The following is a 4,512-nucleotide window of genomic DNA, read 5'->3' as shown; positions in this document are numbered from 1 at the left end:
GCCTTCCACGCTGCCCAGCGCGGCATCCGCGCCCAGATCGTGATGCCCCTCGCCACTCCGCAAATCAAGGTAGCCGCCACGCGTGCCTACGGAGCAGAAGTTATTCTCCACGGCGCCAGCTACGATGAAGCCTGCGACGAAGCTCTGCGGCGTCGCGTCGAAGAAGGCCGCACCTTCATTCATCCCTTCGACGATCCCGAGGTCATCTGCGGTCAAGGCACCATCGGCCTCGAACTCCTTGAACAGGTCCCCGACATCGAAGCCGTCGTCGTCCCCATCGGCGGCGGCGGTCTCATCAGCGGCATCGCCTGTGCTCTGAAAGAAAACAATCCTAAAATTCGCGTTGTCGGCGTCGAGCCCGAGCGTCTGCCCTCCATGCTCCGCGCACGCGAGGCCGGAGCTCCCGTCACCATTAGCGCCGAAGCCACTATTGCCGATGGCATCGCCGTTCGTCGCGCCGGCGATGTCACGCTTCCTCTCGTCTCCCGCTACGTAGACGAGATCGTCACCGTAGACGACGAGGAAATCGCCAGCGCCATCCTCATGCTCCTCGAACAGGAAAAAACATTAGCCGAAGGCGCAGGAGCAGCCGCACTCGCAGCCGTTGTTCAATCCAAAACGAATCTCCGCCACCGCCGCACCGTAGTCCTCGTCTGCGGAGGCAACATCGACGTCACCTTGCTAGCCAAGATCATCGAACGCGGCCTCGTTAAAGACGGCCGCCTGCTACGCGTACGGGTCTATCTGCAAGATCGCCCCGGCGCTCTCCTTCACCTGACTCAGATCCTCGCCCGCGAGCGCGCCAACATCGTAGAAACCATTCACAACCGCGCCTACTACGGCGTAAGCCTCGGCGAAACCGTCATCGATGTCACATTAGAAACCCGAGGCGCCACCCACATCACAGCAATCAGCCACGCCCTGCGCGAAGCGGGCTTCCGCTTCGAAAGAATCCAATAACGAAGTCACCTATTTCAACACGTGTCATCCTGAGCGAAGTCGAAGGATCTGCAGTTGCTTTTTGTTTGTATCTGAATGAAATTGGGTGCCCCATCCATGACGTAGCTACATCGCGTCATGGGTGGGAAATCACAATCATCAGCACGACTACAGGTCCCCACCCACACCACTCCGTCTGGCACCGAACCAAATCAACCCTACCGCCCCTGCCAGAAAAATCGCGTTCCCCACGCGCACACCAGGACCCAGACCACCCACCGCTGGATGCTGCAGAAACGCGTGCCACCCGTACGCAAGCGCCGCGCCCGCCCCAAGTGCAAGCTGGTATCGAAGTCCCCACCCGGATCGCCGCGACCACACAACCACCAGCACCAGAATCACCGCATCCAGCGCAAGCAATGCTGCTACCGCTCCCCATCCCCAGCTCATCGGAACAAACAGCGCCGCCGACCCAATCACCAACGCGACCGCGCCCACTATCGACGCCGATGGCGCCAAACCAGTGCGCGCGATTTCTCGCCGCTGAGGAATCAAAAGCGCTGCTACCACCAACAACGTGATCACCACCGCCGCCCCAGCAAATTGGGCCATCGAAGCCAAATAGTGATCCTGCTTGTATCCGATCGCCGTGTTTGCGCAGGCTCCAAACAAAAACACCAACGCCACCACCACCAGCCCCACACGGCCCAGCCACGGCGTCCGCGCCCGATCCGGCACGCATGCCTCAACCAATGCAATCGGCGTCGAGATGCTCCAGATCCCATGCACCATAAACATCCAAAGCGTCCACCACGCGCTGATTCCAAGCGAAGGAATATATGCCGGCGTCAGCAATCCCAAATTCAGTTTCAGATAGTTCGGATTGAACAGTGACTGCGTCGTATACGCCTCTTCAAAGATCGCGTACGCCATCCCCAGCAGGAGAATGCTCGGCCATCCGCGCCCCGTTCTCCGCACCACTTCGCGAATCAGCAGCGCCCCGCCTCCATACATTGGCGCCAGCACGATGAGCGCAGGCAGCAGTTTGATCGGCAGATTCCCCAGCAGAAATTCCGCCACCAGCGGTGCCACAAACACTAGCCCCAGCGCAGGCCAAATCCCGCGCCTCTTCTTTGATTCAACCTGAACGTCCTGAACTTTCAACGTTTCCGATCCCATCCTCACCCCCGCCCTGAGATCATGAACGATCCAAAGACTACGACTCACTGCCAGCCAACTCGTCACGAATCATTCCGGGCGCAACTTTGCACTCTGCCCGCCGAGCCCGTTAACGTTGATGTACGTTTCCCCGAGTTCTCCGGTTCACCAGGAGTTCAATGTACACACCAAAATTCAACCAGGTCCCCGATCGCTCCATTCTCATCGAAGCCATGCAGGCCTATTCCTTCGCCATCCTCATCGGCCCCCTTGGCTCGACAGAAAACCCCAGCCTCCATCACGCCACACATCTCCCTCTCGTAGTCAAAGACGAAGGCCCGCACGGCATCCTTGAAGGCCACTTCGCCAAAGCCAACCACCATTGGCAGTCTCTCGCCCATCGCGAAACCCTCGTCGTCTTCCCCGGTCCGCACAGCTATGTCAGCCCCTCGCTCTACGCCGAGGAGTTATCCGTCCCCACCTGGAACTACATCGCCGTCCACGCCTACGGCACGCTCTCGCTCGTCGAAGACGACGCAGGAAAAGACGCGCTTCTCACCGGCCTCATCGAGGCCAACGACCCCGCCTACCTGGAACAATGGCGCAATCTACCCGGCGGATTCCGCCGCACCATGCTCGCCGGTATCATGGGTTTTCGCATTCCCATCGCTCGCATCGAAGGCAAATTCAAAATCAGCCAGAATCGCCCCGAAGTCGACCGCCAAGCCGTCCAAGCCGCCCACTCCGCAGGCACTCCCGACCAGGAAGCCCTGGCCTCCTGGATGAACCGCCTCATCGAATGAGTCGCAGCAATGGCATCACTCGTCTCAGTCGAACAGCGTGCGGCCGGCGTCACCGAAGCGTGTCCTGCGAAGCGGAGTCGAAAGTTCTGCCCCTGAATTGTTAACTCCAGGCACGCAATGGGTGCCCCATCCAAGCTCCGCTTGGGTGGGAAAGCACGTTGCCAACAATGCAATTTTCATCTGCTTGGTTCGCGCAGCGACATCCAAAGATGGCGGTTGTCTCCGCCGAAGCATCAAAACCGCAAAATCTCAGCAGCCATTCGACTCCACGTCTCGGTCGTCGAAAGGTGTGTCGACCCGATGTAAGCAACAACCCACGCCGCATATCCTCCCGCAAGCCATGGGTCGAACCTGCGCGTCATTGCCATGCGAATCAGCAGCAGTAAGGCACCCAGAGAGAACGCCGGCCCGAATAAACCCAACCATCCGCTATGCCCAAACACCGGAACCAGCATCGGGATGCGAGCCGTCGCCCCCGGCAGAATCGTCAGCCCCGTCAGCAGCATCATTGACCGATGAATCTTCGGTTTCTTGCGCGTCACGATTCCCGCTGTAATGAAAATCGTAAACATCGCCATCTCGCCAAACATCACTAGAGCTTGTTTCAAAAATGCCTTCTGAGTGTGATCCAGAAGCACGCGAGGTAGAAGAAGGCGTAATAAATGGAGAGCAGATGCTCGTAACGAACCAGCAATCGTCGAAACTGCCCGAGCCAAGCATTAGTTCTTTCCACGATCCATCTGCGCTTGTAGCGGCGCAGCTTTCGGCCATCTTCATAGCGCCGCAGTTTGTTGTTCTTCCGATACGGCGCAATCAGTTCGATACCTCGGTTCTTGAATCGCTCGCGCAGTGGGTCGGAGTCGTAGCCGCGGTCGGCTATGATGCGCTTCGGCTTTTGCCGCGGACGGCCGCGCGGCCGGGGGACGCGGACTTCGGCGACTGTGGCCTCCGCAAGGTTAACTTCGCTCGGAGAGGCACTTTCCAGCCGAACTCCCATCGGAAGACCTTTACCGTCGACCAGTACCATCCACTTCGTCCCCTTGCCACGCTTGGTTTTGCCGACTGCCGAGCCCCCTTTTTTGCCGGAGCGAAGCTGCCGTCAAGGAAGGTCTCGTCCCACTTGAGCAGACCTCGCTTATCCAGTGTCCCCAGCAGCGTACGCCATGCATTCAGCCAGACGCCTTGCTCCTGCCACCGCTGTAATCGCCGCCAACAGGTCGACGGCGAAGGGAACTCGTCAGGCAGAAATCGCCACGCCGCCCCGGTTTGCAGAACCCAAAGTATGCCCTCCAAACAGGCCCGATTCGGCGCCGGCGGTCGTCCTCGCCTATCCCGCCGCCGCTTCGGCTGGGGAAGCAAGGGTTCAATCAACTTCCACTGCGAATCAGCCAACAGCTTCTGCCGCCTCTTCATGACAGAAGCTCAACAGTTAACTACCTCAAGCGTAAGTGCCTGACTTGAGGCCGAACCTATTTTTGAAACAAGCTCGATAACAATTCAGCGTTCGGATCTTTTCAAAACCACGGACATGCTGCTGCCGACGCTGGCGAAATCTGAAATGTCGAATGAAGGATCGGAACCGTCGGGTGCTGGCCCAATGACCGGCCCGTTG

4 protein-coding genes and 2 pseudogenes are annotated in these 4,512 nt (G+C 58.9%); 2 read left to right on the top strand and 4 right to left on the bottom strand.

Going from position 1 to position 4,512, the window contains the following annotated elements; genetic code table 11:
• On the top strand, nt 1-960 hold a 960-nt coding region (ilvA, locus tag WA354_RS06420), incomplete at its 5' end, for a threonine ammonia-lyase (RefSeq protein WP_472812177.1).
• 147 nt (nt 961-1,107) lie between these two features.
• Here the strand turns inward: ilvA and WA354_RS06415 are convergent.
• Nucleotides 1,108-2,103 carry a hypothetical protein gene (locus WA354_RS06415; RefSeq protein ID WP_472812176.1) on the bottom strand — a complete coding sequence of 332 codons (996 nt, stop codon included), beginning with the start codon at nt 2,101-2,103 and terminating at the stop codon, nt 1,108-1,110.
• A 173-nt stretch (nt 2,104-2,276) separates the two neighbouring features.
• Between WA354_RS06415 and WA354_RS06410 the strand changes: the two genes are divergently transcribed.
• A complete protein-coding gene (locus WA354_RS06410) occupies nt 2,277-2,900 on the top strand; it encodes an FMN-binding negative transcriptional regulator (RefSeq protein WP_472812175.1) in 624 nt (207 codons plus the stop codon).
• Between the two features lie 233 nt (nt 2,901-3,133).
• Here WA354_RS06410 and WA354_RS06405 read toward each other — a convergent pair whose 3' ends face one another.
• The 3 genes and pseudogenes from WA354_RS06405 to WA354_RS06395 form a co-directional block, all read right to left on the bottom strand.
• Nucleotides 3,134-3,508, bottom strand: a complete 375-nt coding sequence (locus WA354_RS06405) for a hypothetical protein (protein ID WP_472812174.1) — start codon at nt 3,506-3,508, stop codon at nt 3,134-3,136.
• A pseudogene (locus WA354_RS06400) lies at nt 3,505-3,972 on the bottom strand (IS5 family transposase); the annotation flags it as partial. The pseudogene WA354_RS06400 and the gene WA354_RS06405, both read right to left, overlap by 4 nt.
• 107 nt (nt 3,973-4,079) lie before the next feature.
• Nucleotides 4,080-4,313: pseudogene (locus WA354_RS06395) on the bottom strand (transposase); the annotation flags it as partial.
• Nucleotides 4,314-4,512: the final 199 nt, after the last annotated feature.

The organism is Occallatibacter sp. (genome assembly GCF_049802275.1).
Lineage (GTDB): Bacteria > Acidobacteriota > Terriglobia > Terriglobales > Acidobacteriaceae > Telmatobacter.
This window is presented reverse-complemented; position numbering and strand designations above follow the sequence as displayed.

Coding starts and splice junctions, on each gene's coding strand:
- WA354_RS06410 (WP_472812175.1), top strand. CDS start 2,277: ATGTACACACCAAAATTCAACCAGGTCCCCGATCGCTCCATTCTCATC.